The following is an 18,985-nucleotide window of genomic DNA, read 5'->3' as shown; positions in this document are numbered from 1 at the left end:
GAGTTAACGATATAAAGATTTCTTTATGTCGCCGCAAGCGCGGATGCGAATGAACAACGGAAAAAGGGCGCTGCGTTAGCGCGCGCCCTTTCATTCCTGTCCAAGCGATGCAGTCTATGCGGCGGCTTGCGCATGCGCCTCGTGGCTGGTCGGCGTGACCATGGCGGCGATGATCGCGCCCAGCGTTATCGCGCCGATCGGACGGCCCGTTTCGTCGACCACGTGGGCAACGTCCTGGTTGGTGACGGTCATGCTGCGGGCCGCCGCTTCGAGCACGGTGCCCTTGGCGATGGGGGCGCCTTCCGGGTTGCCCGACAGCGGTGCCATGATCGTCTCGACGTTGATGACGCGGCCGCGGTTCACCTCCTTGACGAAGGCGGTGATGTAGTCGTCGGCGGGCTGCAGCACGATATCCTGGCCGGTTCCCTGCTGCACCACCTTGCCGTCGCGCAGGATGGCGATCTTGTCGCCGAGGCGCAGCGCCTCATCCAGGTCGTGGGTGATGAAGACGACGGTCTTCTTCAATTCCTTCTGCAAGTCGAGAAGGACCGACTGCATATCGACGCGAATGAGTGGGTCGAGTGCGGAATAGGCCTCGTCCATCAGCAGGATTTCGGCATCGTTGGTCAGCGCGCGGGCGAGGCCGACGCGCTGCTGCATGCCGCCGGAGAGCTGGTTGGGATAGTGGTTTTCGAAACCGGAAAGGCCGACCCGATCGATCCAGTAGCGGGCGCGCTTTTGGCTCTCCGCTGTCGGTACCCCTTGAATCTCAAGGCCATAGACGGTGTTTTCAATCACGGTCCGGTGCGGCAGCAGCGCAAACTTCTGGAAGACCATCGCCGTCTTGTGGCGGCGGAAGGCGCGCAGGTCGCTTTCGTTCATCCGACAGATGTCGACGCCGTCATAAAGCACTTCGCCGGCTGTCGGCTCGATCAGGCGATTGATGTGGCGGATCAGGGTCGATTTGCCGGAGCCCGACAGGCCCATCACCACCATGACGCCGCCGGCCGGCATGGATATGTTGATGTCCTGCAGGCCGAGAACATGCCCGTATTTCTCGTTCAATTCGGCCTTGCCGAGGCCGTTCTTCACCATCTCGATATAGTCCGCCCCGCGAGGGCCGAAAATCTTGTAGAGATTTTTCACTTCGATTGCACGACTAGCCATGGACGACCTCCGAATGCTTTTGCAGCCGCTTGCCGTAGGCCTGGCTGGTTCGATCGAAAATAATGGCGATCGCGACGAGCGCGAAGCCGTTGAGAAAACCGACGGTGAAGAACTGGTTGTTGATGGCGCCCAGCACGTTCTTGCCCAGACCGCCGACGCCCACCATCGAGGCGACGACGACCATGGCCAGCGACATCATGATCGTCTGGTTGATGCCCGCCATGATCGTCGGAAGCGCAAGCGGAAACTGCACGTTCTTCAGCTTCTGCCAACTGGAGGAGCCGAAAGCGTCGGCTGCCTCCAGGACCTCCTTGTCGACAAGCCGGATGCCGAGATTGGTCAGCCGGATCATCGGCGGGATCGCATAAATGACCACCGCGATCATGCCGGGCACCTTGCCGATACCGAAAATCATCACCACCGGGATGAGGTAGACGAAACTCGGCATCGTCTGCATCACGTCGAGGATGGGATTGACGAATGACTGGACCCGGTCGAAACGCGCCATGAGAATGCCGATCGGGATGCCGAGCAGAACGGCGAAGATCGTGCATACGGTCGTCATCGCAAGCGTGACCATCGCATCGTTCCAAAGGCCGAAAAGGCCGATGAGAACCATGGCGACAGCGGCGCCGAGCATCACCTTCAGGTTCCGGCTGCCGACGTAGACGATTGCCAGCATCACAACCAGGATGAGGGGCCATGGCGAGCTTACGAACAGGCGCTCGAGGAAGTTGAGAAAGACCTGCAGCGGTTGCACGGCCGTATCGATGACAGAGGCGTAGGAGCGCACGAGTCCCTTGAAGCCGTCGTCAATTGCCTTGCGTCCCTCGCGAATCGTGGAATCGCTCAGGGCGGGAAACCTGCAAAGCAACGCTGGCATGTCGTCGCACAATGCCATCTCGATCCCCTTGTCCTGCCGGGCACCGCCGTCGCGCCTGCCCCGCCGCAGTGCCGGATGCGTCATGGACGCTGCGTTTGTTGTCGTTCATTCCGGCTTGCCGCAATCTTGTCACATGAAGCCGATTCCTTTCATGTGCTGTTTGCGACTTTGATTTTTCTCTCCCCGTTTCCGTCGTTGCGCAACCGGCTCAGAGGGTGGATTTGACCTTTTCGGCGACCTCCGGGGCGACCCAGGTCGTCCAGAGTTCCGGATAGGTTTTCAGGAAATACTTCGCTGCGTCCTCGTTTGTTCCCTGGTTATCGCCCATCCAGGCGAGGACCTTGCTGACCGTCTGGTTGTCCCACTTGCGCGTTTTGACGTAATCCATGGCAACGCTTGCTTTTTCCGCGAACTGCTTGGTCACGATCGTATAGACGCTGGCGACGGGATAGCCGTTCACCTTCGGGTTCGGGCAATCCGGAATGGCGGTGCACGAATCCCACTCCTTTTTGTCATGCTCGACGCCGAAGGGCAGCTTGATCATCTCGTACTTGCCCAGGATTGCCGTCGGCGCCCAATAGTAGCCGAGCCAGCCGATCTTCTTCTCGAAGGCATTGGCGATCGATCCATCCAGCCCGGCGGCCGAGCCGGTGTCGACTAGGTCGAACCCCTTCTGTTCGGCGCCGAGCGCCTTGTAGAGATTGGCGGTGGAAACCTGGCAGTTCCAGCCTGCAGGACAGTTGTAGACGGCGGCGCGTGCGGGGTCTTCCGGTGCGGGGAACAGTTCCGGATGCGCCAGGGCGTCCTGGACCGTCTTGATGTCCGGATGCGCGTCGGCGAGGAACTTGGGAATCCACCAGCCCTGTACGCCGCCCTCGGACAGCAGCGGCGCGGCCTGGATAAGGCGGCCTTCGGCGAGCGCGGCGTCGAGCGCGGTTCGCACCGAATCCACCCAGAATTCCGGGGCCATGTCCGGCTCGGACTTCTCGTTCATCGATGCAAAGGTCGGCATCGTGTCGCCGGTCACGAGGGTGACCGTGCAGCCGTAGCCGTTCTCGAGAATGATCTTGTCGACCTGGGCGGCGACACCCGCCGATGCCCAGTTCATTTCTGCAATGGAAACGCTGCCGCAATCGGCAGCCTGTGCGGACCCGGCGCCGGCATAGAGCCCGGCGGCTAGGATGGTTGAAGCGAGCAGCTTCCTCATGGTCACAAGACCTCCCAGTTTCGATGCAGCAAACCATCTGGAGCACAGGGCTCTGCATTTCCTGTGCTGCCCGGTCGTCACAAGCGTCAGGCCGGGGGCCGATAAGCGCGTCAGGCAGGTCGATACCCTGCTTGCGGCGACACCCATCTTATGCCGTTCGGCGAAATCGAACCTGTCACCGGCCGATCGTGTCCTTATCGCAGTCGTCAGCGTAAGGATTCCAGCATAGAAATCAACCTCGCTGCCGCTGGGACGTCGATCCGGCGCGGTTATGTTCGCGGCATAGCGGCGGTGGCGGCGAAAATGACCTCATCCGCCAACAAAAGTGAGCAATTCATCTTTGCTTAAGCTTTCAATAACGTTCCGGTAACGATGTGCGGCTAATTGTGTCGTCACGGCAGCCAAGCTACTGCCTGTCCCCGGTTCAGGTAGTGCGTACCGGGGGCGAGTATCGCCGGTGCGTATCCGGCGTTGTCCGTGTTTCGGACCAGCCGCGGGCAAAACTGCACTGCGGCTTTTTCTTTGATTCTTGCGCAAGGAAAAGCGCCCTCCCGACCGGGCAAGGGCGCCTCGGTGCAATCGCTTCCGTGTCAGCCGACATTGCCTGTGCGGATGAGGCGTAGCGGGCCAAACGGTGCGTCGGCGACGACATTGCGCACGCGCGACTGGCTTTCCGGCATGCGGCCATTCCATGCGATCTGAACGAAATTCGGTTTGCTGAAGATGTACAGCATGGTCTTGGTCCTTCTCACCGTCGGCGCATCAGAGTCGCATTCAGGCGGTGATATACGCTGGAGAATTGCTGAAATCGCAACCGTTTCCGGCGTCGCATGTCGTAAATCGACTATCGTCGACGCGGTCGTGCCCGTTGCGTGCCGACGAAGCTGGTCCGCGGTGGCGGATCGCGGTCGTGAGGCGCCGTTTTCAGGACTTTGCGCTCAATGGACACGATGCTAGTGAAGGCGCATGACACGCAAGATCATGTTGCAGGGAACCGGCTCCGATGTCGGCAAGACGGTGCTGGTCGCGGGCCTGTGCCGGATCGCCTCGAACCGTGGGCTTAAGGTCAGGCCGTTCAAGCCGCAAAACATGTCGAACAACGCCGCCGTTTCGTCCGACGGTGGCGAGATAGGCCGGGCACAGTGGTTGCAGGCGATGGCGGCACGCGTGCCGTCGACGGTGCACATGAATCCGGTTCTGCTCAAGCCGCAGTCCGACACTGGCAGTCAGATCGTCGTTCAGGGCAAGGTGTTCGGGCAGGCGAAGGGCCGGGATTACCAGGCGCTGAAGCCCAAGCTGCTCGGCGCGGTGATGGAGAGTTTCGAGGCGATCAGCGAGGGTGCTGACCTAGTCGTCGTGGAGGGGGCCGGCTCGCCCGCAGAAGTCAATCTCAGGGCCGGAGATATCGCCAACATGGGGTTTGCGACCCGGGCCGGTGTGCCGGTGGTACTCGTCGGCGACATCGATCGCGGTGGCGTCATCGCCGCGCTGGTCGGAACGCATGCGATTCTGCCCGAAGAGGACCGTTCGATGGTGACGGGCTACCTCATCAACAAGTTCCGTGGCGACGTGACGCTGTTCGATGACGGAATCCGGGCGGTCGAGGCGCATACCGGCTGGCCCTGCTTCGGGGTGGTGCCGTGGCTGAAACATGCCCGCCAACTGCCGGCGGAGGACTCGGTGGTGCTGGAGCGGCTGGCGACGGGCCGGGCGCAGGCGCTGCGGGCGGCCGTGCCGGTGTTGTCCCGCATCGCCAATTTCGATGATCTCGATCCGCTGCGTCTGGAGCCCGACGTTGATCTCGTCTTCGTCCGGCCGGGCGAGCGCATACCCTCCGATGCCGGTCTCGTCGTCCTTCCCGGTTCCAAATCCACGATCGCAGACCTGAAGGACTTGCGGGCGCAGGGCTGGGATCGCGACCTAGAGCAACACCACCGCCGCGGCGGACGTATCATCGGAATATGCGGCGGCTACCAGATGCTGGGCCGGCGTGTGAGCGATCCGCTCGGCATCGAGGGCAGCGGGCGAGAGATCGAAGGCCTTGGTCTTCTGGACGTGGAGACCGTAATGGCGCCGGAAAAGACGGTGCGCAACAGCGCGGCGCGGTCGCTTCGCTACGACGTGCCGCTCGAGGGCTACGAGATCCATCTCGGCCGGACCACCGGTCCGGACTGTGCCCGGCCCGCCGTGGAGATCGACGGCCGACCGGATGGGGCGACGTCTCCTGACGGGCGCGTTTTCGGCACCTATCTGCACGGGCTTTTGTCGAGCGATGCCTTCCGGGCTCGCCTTCTGGCGGAATTCGGGATTGCGGGTGGCGGCTTCGACTATCGCAGGGCGGTCGATGAGGCTCTGGATGGAGTGGCGGCCGAACTCGAGGCCGCGCTGGACCCGCGATGGCTGGCTCAGCTTTTGCAATGTGATTGAGTTTTCCCGATTAAGCGACTTTCGCCAAACGTCAGTAACTGCAGATATCCACGCACTGCCGGCGATTGGCCGGCAGTGCGGCGGGATCAAAGTTGTGCCGGAATCCGATGCCATGGCCTTGATTGGCGTCCAGTTGGGGCTAGCTTGCGGAGGGTGCTTCCGCAGCGATCGAAAGGGAAATTGATGACGAGCGCGCGTTTTGCGAAACTCGGATTGGCCTGCTTGCTGGGGCTCGCCGTCGCCGGCGGACCAGCGGTGCAGGGGGCTGAAACGCAACCGCCTGCCAGCGCGTCCAAAAAGTGGGAATCGGAATTTTCGCTGTGGCAGAAGATTTCGGCCAGCAGCGATCCGGCGGGATATGAAAGCTACCTGAAGCAGTATCCGAACGGCACGTTCGCCTCGATGGCCCGGATTCGCCTTGCCGAACTGAACGCCGCCGGCGTCGCCAAACCTGCCAAGGAGGCGGAGGGATCCGCGCAAGGGTCAGCCGCTCCTTCCACGAAGGAAAAGGCCCAAGCCGACCAGAAGGCCGCCGAGGCTGCACGACTGAAAGCCGAGGAAGAGGCGAAGGTCGCGGCCGAAAAGGCCAAGGCCGAGGAGGAAAAGCGCGCCGCCGAAGCCGAAGCTGCGCGTCTGAAAACCGAGGAAGAGGCCAGGATTGCCGCCGAGAAGGCAAAGGTCGAGCAAGAAAAGCTTGCCGTCGAGGCAGAGCGCAAGCGCCTGGAAGAAGCTGAGCAATTGCGCAAGGAAGAGCAGGCGCGCGCGGAGGCGGAAGCCAAGCGCGCCGCAGAGGCGCAGGCCGAGATCGAGCGCAAGGCGGCCGAGGAGGCCGCCCAGGCCGAGCGATTGAAGGCGGAGCAGCAGGCGCGGGCCGAAGCCGCGCGCCTGAAGGCTGAACAGGAGGCCAAGGTCGCCGAGGAAGCAAGGGCGAAGGCAGAAGCGGAGCAGGCGGCCGCCGAGGCCGAGCGCAAGCGCATCGAGGCGGCGGCGGAAGCCGCGCGGATCAAGGCCGAACAAGCCGTCCAGGCAGAAACCGAGGCCCGGGCCAAGGCGGATGCCGCAGAGGCGGAAAGGGCAAGGGCGGAGGCGGCGCGGGATGCAGCCGAAGCCGAACGGGCCAAGGCCGAAGAGGCCGCAGCGGCCGCGCGACAGAAAGCAGGCCAAGCTGCGGACGCCAACACCGGGTCGACGGCGCCCGTGCCCCCCGATTCGCCTGCCGGCACAATGGAAACCAAGGCACCTTCCACTGAGCCGGACAGTTCGACTGCGGCCACGGCGACCAAGGCTGAGGCCGATGAGGTCGAGCGCCTTGCCCGTCGCGAGGACAACAGCTGGAGCCGGGCCGTTCTCAATGGTACGGCCAGCGCAATCGAAAAGTATCTCGACGAGTTTCCGAACGGCCGCTTTGCGGCGGAGGCACGCAAGCGATTGGCGGCTCTCGGAAAGCAGACGAACGACGGCGCGACAGCGGCAGGTGATGCAAGCGTTAAGGACGACGTCACCGAGAAGCCTGTCGCAAAGCAGCAGTTACAGTCGAAAACGACAGTTTTTGAAACCTCGCCCGATGTCCGGGAGGCTTACCTGGAGCCGGGCACCCGTATCCAGTCTCAGCGTTGGCTGAATGTGCTGGGCTACGATACGGGCGGTGCGGACGGCGTGTTCGGCCCGCGTACCCGTTCGGCGATTGCGGCATGGCAGCGCTCGCTCGGCCAACGCGCAGACGGCTATCTGACCCGCAAGCAGTTCCGACAGTTGCGCGAATCGGGCCAGTTCGCCGAGCAACGCAGTCGCCAGCGCGTCGCGCGGCAGCGCTACCAGACGGATCGCTATTCCAGCGACGGCTATGGCGTGTACGACGGGCCGGTGGACGGCTATCTGGAAGGGCCTGTCGGCGGCTACTACGAGGGGCCGGTCGATGGATACTATGAAGGGCCGGTGGACGGCTATTACGGCCGCCCGCGTCGTGGCTGGGGCGGCCCCGGATACTGAGGCCCCGGACGCCCGTCCTGACGCCGGTATTCGGAAGATGGATGACGCGGACGGTCGATTGACTTCGGCAACTGTCAGGCATATTCATCGCCTATTGGATGGCGCGCCGGTCCGGAAACGGACGGGCGCGTAAATGGGAATGTGACGGGGTGGACCCAATCAGGGCGCTCCAATCACGGCCGACCCCGCGACTGTAGAGTGGCGAGGCCTATCCAGCCGATCGGAAACGACCGGCAAAGCCACTGGGTGGCGGCATGATGAACCGGGGTCTGGACGCCTCTATCTCTACGAATCGTCCGCCTTTCATGCCGCTTTTTCCCGGGAAGGCGAGGATAGCCGCCGGCGCAACTGCGCCTGACGCCACGAGCCAGGAGACCTGCCTCCAATGAAGGGCATACTGCCCGCCCTGGGGATGTTCCCCGTTGCCAGCACGGAGGTTGTCATGGCTGCTCACGTTTCTTCTTCTGTTTCCCTGTCTCTCAACGATCGTCTCTATGCCGGTCTCGTTGCGCTTTTGCTCGGCGGATTCCTGGTGTTCGGCGCAGGCCTCGCCAATTCGTCGGTCCTGCACGATACCGCGCACGACACGCGCCACTCCTACGGCTTCCCCTGCCACTAAGGGGGGTGACATGATCGTCAAATATCTCCTGGCCGCCCTGGTGGCCGGGTTGTTCTCCGGTGCCCTGATGACGGCCGCCCAGGAGGCGCGGGTTATTCCGCTCATTCTTCATGCCGAAGAGTATGAAGGTGGCGGGACCGAACCGGCTCCGGCGGGCACTGGCACCGAGACCCAGCCTCAGGCAACGCAAGAGCATTCCGCGCTCGGCGTCGGCGCGGTTCTGTCCGAAATCGCTGGCTATCTCTCGCCGGTTTCGGTCGCCTACGCCCATGGCGGCGAGGCACATGAGGACGAGGGCGGCATCATGTTCGGCATGAGCCGCTTTTCCGGCACGCTGCTTGCCAATCTGGTGGCGGGGGCGGGCTTTGCCCTGCTTCTCGCAGGCGTCAGCCTCGTGACCGGCAACCCGATCACGGTCGCAAACGGTGCTCTCTGGGGTGCAGCCGGCTGGCTTGCCGTGCATCTGCTACCGGCCATCGGCCTGCCGCCGGAGCTTCCGGGCTTCCCTGCAGCCGACCTTGCCGAGAGACAGGTCTGGTGGCTGTCGACCGTCGCACTGTCTGCGGGCGGGCTCTACCTGCTGATCCTGAAGGATGGTCTGGGTGCCAAGGTTGCGGGTATCGCCCTGATCGCGGCCCCGCACGTCTACGGCGCGCCGCAGCCGACGGATCTTGCCAGCAACGTGCCGGCCGTCCTCGGCGCGGAGTTCGCCGTCGCGGCGCTTGCCACGACGTTGTTCTTCTGGATCGTACTCGGCCTCTCGCTCGGCTTTGCCAACGAGAAGATCGTCAAGGCAGCCTGATGAAAACCGTATCGCCCGGAGCCGTCCTGGTTCTGGGCGGTGCCCGTTCCGGAAAATCCGCATTCGCGGAAAGCCTGGCTGCGGAAACCGGCCTCTCGAAGCATTACATCGCGACGGGCAGGGCCTGGGACGATGAAATGCGCGAGCGCATTGAGCAGCACCGTGCGCAGCGGGGCAGCCACGGCTGGGTTACGCACGAGGAGCCGCTGGCGCTGCCGGAGCGCATCAATGACACGGCACGCAAGGATCGGGTCCTGCTCGTCGACTGCCTGACGCTCTGGGTGACGAACCTTATGCTCGAAGGGCACGACATGAAGGCGGCTTTTGACGATCTTGCCGCCGCGATCGTCACCGCGCCTGGCCGTGTGGTGTTCGTCTCGAACGAGGTCGGCCTTGGCATCGTGCCGGACAACAAGATGGCGCGCGAATTCCGCGACCACGCCGGGCGATTGCATCAGCAGGTGGCGACAGTCGCCACCGAAGTCTATTTTGTCGCGGCAGGTTTGCCGCTGAAAATGAAGGGTTGAGCCATGCTCCAGCAGAAGATTCCCGCCACCGTCATCACCGGCTTCCTCGGCGCCGGCAAGACGACGATGATCCGCAACCTCCTCCAGAATGCGAATGGCAAGCGGATCGCGCTGATCATCAACGAGTTCGGCGATCTCGGCGTGGACGGCGACGTGCTGAAGGGCTGCGGCGCCGAGGCCTGCAGCGAGGACGACATCATCGAGCTGACCAACGGCTGCATCTGCTGCACCGTTGCCGATGACTTCATCCCGACCATGTCGAAGCTGCTCGAGCGCGAAAACCGCCCCGATCACATCGTCATCGAGACGTCCGGCCTGGCGCTGCCGCAGCCGCTCGTCGCCGCCTTCAACTGGCCGGAGATCAAGACGCAGGTGACGGTGGACGGTGTCATCACAGTCGTAGACAGTGCTGCGGTCGCCGCCGGCCGCTTTGCCGATGACCACGACAAGGTGGACGCGTTGCGCACCCAGGACGAGAACCTCGACCACGAAAGCCCGCTGGAGGAACTGTTCGAGGACCAACTGACCGCCGCCGACCTGATCGTCCTCAACAAGACCGACCTGATCGACGCCGTCGGCCTGAAGGCCGTGCGTGAAGAGGTCGCCTCCAGAATCACCCGCAAGCCGGCGATGATCGAGGCGCGGAACGGCGAGGTCGCGGCAGCGGTGCTCCTCGGGCTCGGCATCGGCACCGAGGACGACATCGCCAACCGCAAGTCGCACCATGACCTGGAGCACGAGAACGGCGAAGAGCACGACCACGACCATGACGAGTTCGAAAGCTTCGTCGTCGAAGTCGGCGCCGTCGCCGATCCGGCCGGCTTCGTCGAGCGTCTGAAGGGCGTGATTGCCGCGCACGACATCCTGCGGCTGAAGGGGTTCGCCGACGTACCCGGCAAGCCGATGCGCCTCTTGATTCAGGCCGTTGGCAGCCGGATCGATCAGTATTTCGAGCGCGCCTGGAAGACGGGCGAAACGCGCGGCACACGTCTCGTCGTCATCGGCCTGCACGACATGGACGAAGCCGCCGTGCGCGCGGCGATTGCGGCCGCGGCGGCCTGAGGGGGCGGGCGATGCCTATGCGTTCGGCAGAAGGGAGGCGGGTTTGCATCTCCTTCTAGCGCAAAAGGGTACGATCGCCGACGGCAAGGAGGCGATCGATCTCGGCCAGTCACAGGGCGACATCCTGTTCCTCTCGGCGGCCGATACCGAGCTTGCCTCGATCGCGGCGGCCCATCGCGGCCGCGACGAGCCGACGCGATTGCGGCTTGCCAGCCTTGCCGCGCTTGCCCACCCCATGTCGGTCGATACCTATGTCGAGCGCACGGCGCAGCATGCGAAGCTGATCGTCATCCGCGCGCTCGGCGGTGCCAGCTATTTCCGTTACGTACTCGAAGCGCTGCATGCGACCGCGGTAGCGAACGACATCGTGCTGGTGGCCCTGCCCGGTGACGACCGGCCCGACGACGGGCTGGTGCAATTCAACCGCGTGACCGAGGAGGACCGGCTTCGGCTGTGGGCCTACCTGACGGAGGGCGGGGCGGAAAACGCCGCCCGCTTCCTCGACTATGCCGATGCGTTGGTGTTCGGGGGGGGGAAGCCTTCTCCGGCGGAGCCGCTGGAAAAGGCCGGCATCTGGTGGCCCGGTCGGGGTGTCATCGATGTCGAGACTTGGGCCGCGCTTTGCGCCGAGGCCGTGCCCTTTCCGCGCGGCCACTCGCTCCAAGCCGCACCCGGCGAATCTTGCCCCTCACCCCAGCCCTCTCCCCGTGAACGGGGAGAGGGGGGTGCCGCGGCCGCCGCGGACGCCGCTCTCCCTTCTCCCCGCTTGCGGGGAGAAGGTGCCCGAAGGGCGGATGAGGGGCAGCGTCCGGCCGACGGGCATGCATCCGAGGGGGAGGGATTCGAACCCCCGACCGTCGCCATCAGCTTCTATCGCGCCTATGTGCAAAGCGGCGAGACCGGGCCGGTCGAGCTGATGATCGAGGCGCTCGCGGCCGAGGGCGTGAGGGCGCTGCCGCTATTCGTCTCCAGCCTGAAGGACCCCGCCTCCATCGAAGTCGTGACCGCCGCCTTTGCCGCCGCCCGGCCTGACGTGGTGCTGAACGCCACCAGCTTTGCCGTCTCCGCACCCGGCGGCAGCCGCAAGCCGACCGTGCTGGACGAGACGGGTGCGCAGGTGCTGCAGGTCATCTTTTCCAGTTCCTCGCATGAGGCCTGGCAGGCCTCCGCGCAGGGGCTGACGGCCCGCGACCTCGGCATGAACGTCTCCTTGCCGGAGGTGGACGGTCGGGTGCTTGCCCGGGCTGTCTCCTTCAAGGCCGCCGCGCGCTGGGACGCTGCCGTCGAGACGAACATCGTCAGCCTGGAGCCGGTCGAGGATCGCATCCGCTTCTCGGCGAAGCTTGCCGCCAATTGGGCGCGTCTGCGTCGGGCCAGCACGGACGAGCGCCGCATCGCACTCGTCATGGCGAACTACCCCAACCGCGACGGCCGGCTCGGCAATGGTGTCGGTCTCGATACGCCGGCTGGAACGCTCGAAATCCTTCGTGCGATGAAGGCGCATGGCTATGCGGTCGGTGATCTGCCGGCCGACGGCGATGCGTTGATGGGCCACCTGATGGCCGGTCCGACGAACTCGGCCGGTGAAGATCGCGAAATCCGCGAGACGATTTCGTTGAATCAATACAGGCGCTTCTTCGCGTCTCTTCCGAAGTCGATGCAGGACGATGTGATCGCCCGCTGGGGTGAACCGGAGGACGATCCCTTCATCAAGGGCGACGTCTTCGCCCTGCCGCTGACCCGTAGCGGCGAGACGCTTGTCGGCATCCAGCCGGCGCGCGGTTACAACATCGACCCGAAGGACACCTATCACTCGCCGGACCTCGTGCCGCCGCACGGCTATTTCGCCTTCTACGCCTACCTGCGCGAGGTCTGCGGCGTGCACGCGATCGTCCATGTCGGCAAGCATGGCAACCTCGAATGGCTGCCGGGCAAGGCGCTGGCGCTGTCGGAGACCTGCTATCCGGAGGCGGTCTTCGGGCCGCTCCCGCATCTCTATCCCTTCATCGTCAACGATCCGGGCGAGGGCACGCAGGCCAAGCGCCGTTCCGCCGCCGTCATCATCGACCACCTGACCCCACCGTTGACGCGCGCCGAAACCTACGGGCCGCTGAAGGACCTGGAGGCACTGGTCGACGAGTACTACGACGCCTCCGGCGGCGATCCCCGCCGCATCAAACTTCTCAGCAAGCAGATCCTCGACCTCGTCCGCGACATCGGTCTCGACCAGGACGCCGGCATCGCCAAGTCGGACGGCGAGGAGGCGGCGCTGCAGAAGCTCGACGCCTATCTTTGCGACCTGAAGGAAATGCAGATCCGCGACGGCCTGCACGTCTTCGGCGTCTCGCCGTCGGGGCGGCTGCTGACCGACCTGACGCTGGCGCTGGCGCGCGTGCCGCGGGGGTTGGGCGAGGGCGGCGACACCAGCCTGCAGCGGGCGATTGCGGTGGATGCCTTGGGTGGCGGTGACGAGGTGCGGGAAGCGCGCGCCTCTGCCACGGCAGTTTTCACTTTCGACCCGCTCGATTGCGTCCCCTCCGATCCCTGGAGCGGACCACGGCCCGCAATCCTCGGGGAACAAACCGACGCACCCTGGCGAACCGCCGGCGACACGGTCGAGCGCATCGAGCTTTTGGCGAGCAAGCTGGTCTCGGGCGAAAGGCTCTCCCCGGAGGGCTGGACGGCCACGCGCGCCGTGCTCGACCAGGTGGACGACTCGATCCGGCCGTCGATCGAGGCATGTGGCGCAGCCGAGATGGCCGCGCTTTTGCGCGGGCTTGACGGGCGTTTCGTCGAGCCGGGCCCGTCCGGCGCGCCGACCCGCGGCCGGCCGGATGTACTGCCGACCGGGCGCAACTTCTATTCCGTCGACAGCCGCGCCGTGCCGACGCCGGCCGCCTGGGAGCTTGGCAAGAAATCGGCCGAATTGCTCGTGACCCGCTACGCGCAGGACCACGGCGAGTGGCCGACGTCATTCGGCATCACCGCCTGGGGAACCTCGAACATGCGCACCGGCGGCGACGACATCGCCCAAGCGCTGGCGCTGATCGGCGCCAAGCCGGTCTGGGATACCGTCTCGCGTCGCGTCACCGGCTACGAGATCATCCCGCCCGCCATGTTGCGCCACCCGCGCGTCGACGTCACGCTGCGGATTTCCGGCTTCTTCCGCGATGCCTTCCCGGAGCAGATCGCGCTGTTCGACCGGGCCGTGCGCGCGATCGGCGCGCTCGACGAGGACGGCGAGGACAATCCGATCGCCGCGCGGATGCGTGCCGAGGCCGCGAGCCTTGCAGCCGAAGGCGCCAGCGAGGGCGAGGCGCGGGCGCAGGCCGGCTATCGCGTCTTCGGTGCCAAGCCGGGCAGTTATGGCGCCGGCCTGCAGACGATGATGGACGAGGGGCTGTGGAAGGATCGTGGCGACCTCGCCGAGGCATGGCTGGCCTGGGGGGCGCATGCCTATGCCGGCGAGGGCGAGGACGTTTCCAGCCGCGACCAGCTGGAGGCGCGGATGAAGAGCCTGCAGGCGATCGTCCAGAACCAGGATAACCGCGAGCACGATCTTCTCGACAGCGACGAATACTACCAGTTCGAAGGCGGCATGGCCGCGGCGGTCGCGCACCTGACCGGCGCCCAGCCGACCGTCTACCACAACGACCTGTCGCGGCCGGAAAAGCCGGTCGTGCGGACGCTGGAGGACGAGATCGGCCGGGTGGTGCGGGCCCGCGTCGTCAATCCGAAGTGGATCGACGGGGTCATGCGCCACGGCTACAAGGGCGCGTTTGAATTGGCCGCGACGGTCGATTTCATGTTCGCCTTCGCCGCGACGACCGGAGCGGTGAAGGATCACCATTTCGAGGCCGTCTATCAGGCCTATGTTCTGGATGATCGTGTGCGCGATTTCATGGCGGAAAAGAATCCGTCGGCCTTGAAGGAGATATCCGACCGGCTGATCGAGGCGGTCGACCGTGGCCTCTGGTCGCCGCGCTCGAACTCTGCGAGATTCGAGCTTGAAGCGATCGCCGACAAGAAGAGGGCGTCATGACCGAGCTTTCCGGACGTTGCCTGTGCAAATCGGTTCGCTTTCGGGTTTCCGGACCGGTCATCCGCACCGGGCATTGCCATTGCGAGAGTTGCCGGCGGGCGACCTCGTCGCCGGTGACGAGCTTCTTTTGCGTTGCTCGGGAGAGCGTCGTTTTCGAGGGCGAGACGCTGCGCCACTACGCCTCCTCGCCTGGGGTGTCGCGCGGGTTCTGCGGCGCGTGCGGCTCGCCGATCAGCTATGAGACCGACGACCGGCCCGACGATATCGACCTGTATGTCGGTGCGCTCGATGACGCATCAGGTCTGACGATCAACCAGCACTGGTTCTGGAGCGAGCGGGTCGCGTGGCTTGCCTGCGACGACGACCTGCCAAAGCATGATTGAGGAGCATTCGATGAGCGAAATGGAAACCGAAACCGGTATGACTGAGGCCGAACTCGCCCGCCACTCCGAAAAGATGGCGAAGAAGAAGCAGGCGCGCGAGAAGATCATGGCGACGAAGACCGACGAGAAGGGCCTGGTCATCGTCCACACCGGCAAGGGCAAGGGCAAGTCGACGGCCGGCTTCGGCATGATCTTCCGCCACATCGCCCACGCAAAGCCCTGCGCCGTCGTGCAGTTCATCAAGGGCGCGATGGTGACGGGCGAGCGCGAGCTGATCGAGAAGCATTTCTCCGATCTTTGCCAGTTCTACACGCTCGGCGAGGGCTTCACCTGGGAAACCCAGGACCGCGCCCGCGACATCGCGATGGCCCAGAAGGCCTGGGAGAAGGCCAAGGAACTGATCCGCGACGAGCGCAACTCGATGGTGCTGCTCGACGAAATCAACATCGCGCTGCGCTACGACTACATCGACGTCGCCGAGGTCGTCGAGTTCCTGTCGACGGAGAAGCCGTACATGACGCATGTCGTTCTGACCGGCCGCAACGCCAAGGACGAGTTGATTGAGGTCGCCGACCTCGTCACCGAGATGGAACTGGTGAAGCACCCGTTCCGCTCCGGGATCAAGGCGCAGATCGGCGTCGAGTTCTGAGATCCGTTTAGCGTGTAATGCCCCTCATCCCCCTGCCGGGACCTTCTCCCCGGGGGAGAAGGGGCAAAACGGCGCCCGTCGCGAAGCAGAGCAAAGCGGCGCTCCCATGCTCCTCGCCCCGCTTGCGGGGAGAGGATGCCGGCAGGCAGGTGAGGGACAGAAATATCCGGCATTAGGCAGTGCAGAATTGGGAAATGATCCGCTGCAACGGATGATCATCCTCACCTCTGGTGGAATGAATCTTCCACACTATCGTCTAAGACATAGGCGCTTCAAAAGGTTGAATTTCGCATGACCGAAGACAACCCAACAGCTTTTCGTCGTGTGGTCGGGCTGGTCAAAATCCTATGGACGGTTTCGATTATCACGACAGCAACCGCTGTGGGGGCCTACATCGGTTGGGAAAGCCACGGGTTCGTCGGAGCGTTGGCACTAGGGTTTGTTGGCCTCGTAGCTGGCGGTTTCCTCAGTTCACCGTCGCTTCTCTTGCAGTTGCTACCTTAAACCGCCTTCGTGCGTGATTTTACTCGAAAGAGTTGGCGCACTGTTGCCGTAGTGCTGATATCCACCACGGAATCTGGCCTGAATTTTCTCTTTCAATTCAAAGGAGTAAGTCGTCTTTGGTAGGCGTGGAAATATCAGCCGCAGCCTACCAACCGAGCCACAGCCGCAGCGGGTTCGTGGGATCTGCCATGAGGCGGATCGCCAGCACCGTGCTCGTGACCACCAGGATCGGCTTGATGATCTTCGCGCCCCGTTTCATGGCAAAGCGCGAGCCCACCTGTGCGCCGAAGAACTGGCCGGCGCCCATGACGAAACCGACCTTCCACAACATGGCGCCATAGGCGAGGAAGACGGCGAATGCGCCGATGTTGGAGCCGAAGTTCAACAGTTTCGTATGCGCCGTCGCCTTCAGCACGCCGAAGCCCGCGAGCGTCACGAAGGCGAGCATGAAGAACGATCCGGTGCCCGGCCCGAACACGCCGTCGTAGAAGCCGATCAGCGGTATGACAGTGAGGGCGAATGCCAGTTCCGCCAGCCGCCAATGCTGGTCGACGTCACCGATGTTCGGCTTGAGCGCGAAGTAGAGGGCAATGCCGAGCAGCAGGAGCGGCAGGATCGCCTTCAGCACTTCTCCCGGCAGCACCGTCGCAACAGCGGCGCCGAGGGCCGCGCCGATGGCCGACAAAGCCGCCATCGGCAATTGCCGGCGCAGGTTCACCTGTCCCGCACGCGCATAGGCCAGCGTCGCGGAACCGGAACCGAACAGCGCCTGCAACTTGTTGGTCCCGAGCGTCTGTAGCGGCGGTATGCCGGCAAGCAGCATGGCCGGAATGGTGATCATGCCGCCGCCGCCGGCGATCGAATCGATGAATCCGGCAATAAAGGCGGCGATGAACAGGAAAAGCAGAACGTGGAGTGCAAGGTCGATCACGGGGCATTCCAGTGGGCAAAGTATTGTCCACCACCTTTGTCAGATGCTGCCGGTAATTGCAAAGGACGGATCAGAAGGAGCCGACCGACGATCGGGAAGGTTCGGATTCTGGCAAATCAATGGCTCTAGGCGCCCGGTTCGCCCTCCCAATAGTCCACTGCGCTTTCAGCCCGTCCGACAAAGCGGAATTGCGCGGGGCCGCCGGCGTCCGGGCGCGTCTTGGCCAGGAACTTGCCGGAGTCCGGGTATTCGCAGATCTCCGTCGCCGCCATCGTCGAGATCGAGAGATACTTGAGCGGCACGTCGCCGGTGTTGATCAGGTGGTGCGCGGTTTCCGGGCCACCGGCCGGGGCGCCGAGCACGTCGCCGGGGCCGACCGGATACCGGTCCTTGCCGAACCGATAGGTGCCGGTTCCTTCGAGGATGATGAAAAGTTCCTCTTCCACGTGATGATTGTGGAACGGGCAGCCGGACTTGCCCGGCGGAACCTCGCCATAGCCGATGCCGAGGTTCTTCAGACCCAACAGAGCGCCGAAGGAGGCGTCGCGCGACTCGAAGAAGTCTCCCTGCGTCCAGTGGTCGAGTTGCAGCGATTTCGGATTGACGACTGGCTTTCGAGTTTCGGCCATGGCCTCGGATCCTTCGCGCGGTTGTGGATTCCCTTCGGCGGCAAGTATGCAGAGAGCGGCGCAGATATCCAGCATGCCAACCGCGGCGTAATGCGGGCGACGTGCCGGAATTGAACGAAAATGTCCGAATTTCCTTGCCTTCGTCGCCCCGTCGTGGTTTTACCGCGGCCTCTGCCGCGACGATCCGCGTGCCTCCTCTCACAACGTTCGGGTGACCCATGGCAAATGCTGAAACCCCTCATCTCCTCGTCGTCGAGGCGCGCTTCTATGACGACATGGCCGACGCGCTGCTCGATGGCGCCAAGACCGCGCTTGACGAAGCGGGCGCGACCTACGATGTCGTGACGGTTCCCGGTGCCCTCGAAATCCCGGCGGCGATCTCGATGGCGCTCGACGGCATGGACTATGGTGGAACGGAGTATGATGGTTTCGTTGCGCTCGGCATGGTGATCCGCGGCGAGACGTACCATTTTGACATCGTCGCCAACGAATCCTGCCGCGCCATCATGGATCTGACCGTCAGCGAGGGGCTGCCGATCGGCAATGGCATCCTGACGGTGGAAAACGAGGAGCAGGCCTGGGCGCGCGCGCGCCGCTCGGAAGGCGACAAGGGCGGTTTTGCCGCACGCGCGGCGCTGACCATGATCAAGCTCAAGAAGAAGCTGGGCGGCGAATCGTGACCAAGGGTAAATCGGATCAGCCGGTAAAGCAGGCAAACCAGCGCGGCGCGGCCCGTCTTGCCGCCGTGCAGGCACTTTACCAGATGGATGTCGGTGGCGCCGGCGTGCTCGAGATCGTCGCCGAATACGAGGCGCATCGTCTCGGCCAGGAACTGGACGGCGACACCTATCTCAAGGCGGACGCCTCCTGGTTCCGCTCGGTCGTTTCCGGCGTCGTGCGCGATCAGCGCAAGCTCGACCCGTTGATTGGCGCCGCGCTACAGGACGACTGGGCGTTGTCGCGCCTGGACACCACCGTCCGCGCCATCCTGCGCGCCGGCACTTTCGAGATGCTGGAGCGCAAGGATGTTCCGGTTGCCGTCATCGTCACGGAATATGTCGAGATCGCCAAGGCCTTCTTCGAGGACGAGGAGCCGAAGCTCGTCAACGCCGTCCTGGACCGCATCGCCCGCCAGGTGCGCGGCGAAGCAAGGGGATAGGGTGA

General features: G+C 64.0%; 18 protein-coding genes and 1 riboswitch. Of the genes, 12 read left to right on the top strand and 6 right to left on the bottom strand.

Annotated features, from left to right (window positions below; all coding sequences use genetic code 11):
- Positions 1-114: 114 nt before the first annotated feature.
- The 4 genes from AC1DDS_RS13605 to AC1DDS_RS13590 all read right to left on the bottom strand — a co-directional run bounded on the left by AC1DDS_RS13605 (position 115) and on the right by AC1DDS_RS13590 (position 3,991).
- Positions 115-1,167 carry a quaternary amine ABC transporter ATP-binding protein gene (locus tag AC1DDS_RS13605; RefSeq protein WP_477479388.1) on the bottom strand — a complete coding sequence of 351 codons (1,053 nt, stop codon included), beginning with the start codon at positions 1,165-1,167 and terminating at the stop codon, positions 115-117.
- On the bottom strand, positions 1,160-2,068 hold the full coding sequence (locus AC1DDS_RS13600) for an ABC transporter permease (RefSeq protein WP_477479659.1): 909 nt from the start codon (positions 2,066-2,068) through the stop codon (positions 1,160-1,162). The genes AC1DDS_RS13605 and AC1DDS_RS13600 overlap by 8 nt, the downstream gene beginning before the upstream one ends.
- Before the next feature lie 190 nt (positions 2,069-2,258).
- Positions 2,259-3,257: an ABC transporter substrate-binding protein gene (locus tag AC1DDS_RS13595; RefSeq protein WP_477479387.1), complete on the bottom strand. Its 999-nt coding sequence runs from the start codon at positions 3,255-3,257 to the stop codon at positions 2,259-2,261.
- A 590-nt stretch (positions 3,258-3,847) separates the two neighbouring features.
- Positions 3,848-3,991 carry a hypothetical protein gene (locus AC1DDS_RS13590; protein ID WP_477479386.1) on the bottom strand — a complete coding sequence of 48 codons (144 nt, stop codon included), beginning with the start codon at positions 3,989-3,991 and terminating at the stop codon, positions 3,848-3,850.
- Positions 3,992-4,223: 232 nt separating this feature from the next.
- Between AC1DDS_RS13590 and AC1DDS_RS13585 the strand changes: the two genes are divergently transcribed.
- The 10 genes from AC1DDS_RS13585 (at position 4,224) to AC1DDS_RS13540 (ending at position 16,261) form a co-directional block, all read left to right on the top strand.
- Positions 4,224-5,684 carry a cobyric acid synthase gene (locus tag AC1DDS_RS13585; protein ID WP_477479385.1) on the top strand — a complete coding sequence of 487 codons (1,461 nt, stop codon included), beginning with the start codon at positions 4,224-4,226 and terminating at the stop codon, positions 5,682-5,684.
- Positions 5,685-5,867: 183 nt separating this feature from the next.
- The gene (locus AC1DDS_RS13580; protein WP_477479384.1) at positions 5,868-7,673 is read left to right on the top strand and encodes a peptidoglycan-binding domain-containing protein; all 1,806 of its coding nucleotides are present in this window, start codon (positions 5,868-5,870) and stop codon (positions 7,671-7,673) included.
- Positions 7,674-7,755: 82 nt separating this feature from the next.
- Positions 7,756-8,071: riboswitch (cobalamin riboswitch) on the top strand.
- Positions 8,072-8,115: 44 nt separating this feature from the next.
- On the top strand, positions 8,116-8,292 hold the full coding sequence (locus AC1DDS_RS13575) for a CbtB domain-containing protein (protein ID WP_310415810.1): 177 nt from the start codon (positions 8,116-8,118) through the stop codon (positions 8,290-8,292).
- A gap of 10 nt (positions 8,293-8,302) precedes the next feature.
- The gene (locus AC1DDS_RS13570) at positions 8,303-9,094 is read left to right on the top strand and encodes a CbtA family protein (protein ID WP_477479383.1); all 792 of its coding nucleotides are present in this window, start codon (positions 8,303-8,305) and stop codon (positions 9,092-9,094) included.
- A complete protein-coding gene (gene cobU, locus AC1DDS_RS13565; RefSeq protein WP_477479382.1) occupies positions 9,094-9,621 on the top strand; it encodes a bifunctional adenosylcobinamide kinase/adenosylcobinamide-phosphate guanylyltransferase in 528 nt (175 codons plus the stop codon). The genes AC1DDS_RS13570 and cobU overlap by 1 nt, the downstream gene beginning before the upstream one ends.
- A gap of 3 nt (positions 9,622-9,624) precedes the next feature.
- A complete protein-coding gene (cobW, locus tag AC1DDS_RS13560; protein WP_477479381.1) occupies positions 9,625-10,683 on the top strand; it encodes a cobalamin biosynthesis protein CobW in 1,059 nt (352 codons plus the stop codon).
- Positions 10,684-10,726: 43 nt separating this feature from the next.
- The gene (gene cobN / locus AC1DDS_RS13555) at positions 10,727-14,725 is read left to right on the top strand and encodes a cobaltochelatase subunit CobN (protein ID WP_477479380.1); all 3,999 of its coding nucleotides are present in this window, start codon (positions 10,727-10,729) and stop codon (positions 14,723-14,725) included.
- Entirely contained in the window at positions 14,722-15,108 is a 387-nt protein-coding gene (locus tag AC1DDS_RS13550) for a GFA family protein (RefSeq protein ID WP_477479379.1), read from the top strand. The genes cobN and AC1DDS_RS13550 overlap by 4 nt, the downstream gene beginning before the upstream one ends.
- A 10-nt stretch (positions 15,109-15,118) precedes the next feature.
- Positions 15,119-15,757: a cob(I)yrinic acid a,c-diamide adenosyltransferase gene (cobO, locus tag AC1DDS_RS13545; RefSeq protein ID WP_477479378.1), complete on the top strand. Its 639-nt coding sequence runs from the start codon at positions 15,119-15,121 to the stop codon at positions 15,755-15,757.
- A 291-nt stretch (positions 15,758-16,048) separates the two neighbouring features.
- On the top strand, positions 16,049-16,261 hold the full coding sequence (locus AC1DDS_RS13540) for a hypothetical protein (RefSeq protein ID WP_477479377.1): 213 nt from the start codon (positions 16,049-16,051) through the stop codon (positions 16,259-16,261).
- Positions 16,262-16,406: 145 nt separating this feature from the next.
- Here the strand turns inward: AC1DDS_RS13540 and AC1DDS_RS13535 are convergent, their stop codons facing one another.
- Together AC1DDS_RS13535 and AC1DDS_RS13530 are read right to left on the bottom strand one after the other, a co-directional pair.
- The gene (locus AC1DDS_RS13535) at positions 16,407-17,192 is read right to left on the bottom strand and encodes a TSUP family transporter (protein WP_477479376.1); all 786 of its coding nucleotides are present in this window, start codon (positions 17,190-17,192) and stop codon (positions 16,407-16,409) included.
- 125 nt (positions 17,193-17,317) lie between these two features.
- On the bottom strand, positions 17,318-17,821 hold the full coding sequence (locus tag AC1DDS_RS13530) for a cupin domain-containing protein (protein WP_477479375.1): 504 nt from the start codon (positions 17,819-17,821) through the stop codon (positions 17,318-17,320).
- Positions 17,822-18,039: 218 nt separating this feature from the next.
- Between AC1DDS_RS13530 and ribH the strand changes: the two genes are divergently transcribed.
- Both ribH and nusB read left to right on the top strand, forming a co-directional pair.
- The gene (gene ribH / locus AC1DDS_RS13525) at positions 18,040-18,501 is read left to right on the top strand and encodes a 6,7-dimethyl-8-ribityllumazine synthase (protein WP_477479374.1); all 462 of its coding nucleotides are present in this window, start codon (positions 18,040-18,042) and stop codon (positions 18,499-18,501) included.
- Positions 18,498-18,980: a transcription antitermination factor NusB gene (nusB, locus tag AC1DDS_RS13520; RefSeq protein WP_310415780.1), complete on the top strand. Its 483-nt coding sequence runs from the start codon at positions 18,498-18,500 to the stop codon at positions 18,978-18,980. Before ribH ends, nusB begins: the two co-directional genes overlap by 4 nt.
- The last annotated feature ends 5 nt before the right edge of the window (positions 18,981-18,985 follow it).

The sequence above is a fragment of the Mycoplana sp. 10N416 genome (genome assembly GCF_056394765.1).
This window is presented reverse-complemented; position numbering and strand designations above follow the sequence as displayed.